This is a genomic window from Paraplanobispora siamensis, assembly GCF_016863175.1.
GTDB lineage: Bacteria > Actinomycetota > Actinomycetes > Streptosporangiales > Streptosporangiaceae > Planobispora > Planobispora siamensis.
This window is the reverse complement of record NZ_BOOJ01000148.1, coordinates 1-890: the sequence shown is the minus strand read 5'-3', so window position 1 is coordinate 890 and position 890 is coordinate 1. Positions and strand designations below refer to the sequence as shown.

The following is an 890-nucleotide window of genomic DNA, read 5'->3' as shown; positions in this document are numbered from 1 at the left end:
GGTATGCCTGGGCGATGGTGACCCCGGTCGTGGTGGTCACCGCCGTACTGATCGGCTGGCCGCTGGTGCGGGGCGTCTACCTGTCGATGACCGACGCCACCGAGGCCAACATGGGCCGCACGATCGGCGTCAACGTCATCCCCTCGACGTATGAGTTCACCGGGCTGGACAACTACCTGTCCATCCTGGGCAGCGGCCTGTTCTGGGAGAAGCTCACCTGGACGGTGCTGTGGACGGTGGCCTGCGTCACGCTGCACTACGGCATCGGGCTTGGCCTGGCGTTGATGCTCAACCGGAACATGCGCTTTCGGTCGGCCTACCGGCTGATGCTGATCCTGCCGTGGGCGATCCCGCCGTTCGTCGCCGCGTTCATCTGGCGCTATCTGTACAACAGCGACTACGGCGTGATCAACGCCATGCTGCGCAGCGTCGGCCTGGGCGGCGTCGGCTGGCTGGACGACCCGACCACGGCGAAGATCGCCGTCATCGCGGTCAACGTCTGGATCGGCATCCCGTTCATGATGCTGGCCCTGCTGGGCGGCCTGCAGTCGATCCCCCGGGAGCTGTATGAGGCGGCCGAGGTGGACGGCGCCTCGCCCTGGCAGCGTTTCCGCTTCGTCACCGTGCCGGGCCTGCGCACGGTCTCCAGCACCGTGTTGCTGCTGGGCACGATCTGGACGTTCAACATGTTCCCGCTGATCTTCCTGATCACCGGTGGAGGCCCGGGCAGTTCCACCGAGATCCTGGTCACCTACGCCTACCGCGAGGCCTTCACCGGCATCCGCAACTACTCCGGCTCGGCGGCCTGGGGCGTGCTCATCTTGCTGCTCCTGATCGTGATGGCCGTCGTCTACCGCCGCGCGCTGCGCAAGCAAGGGGAGGTCTGGTGA

The 890-nt window shown here is 66.4% G+C and carries 1 protein-coding gene; it reads left to right on the top strand.

The window, feature by feature from the left end; translation table 11 throughout:
* Positions 1-890: carbohydrate ABC transporter permease (locus Psi01_RS42955; RefSeq protein ID WP_204069966.1), on the top strand; the 890-nt coding region annotated here is incomplete at its 5' end.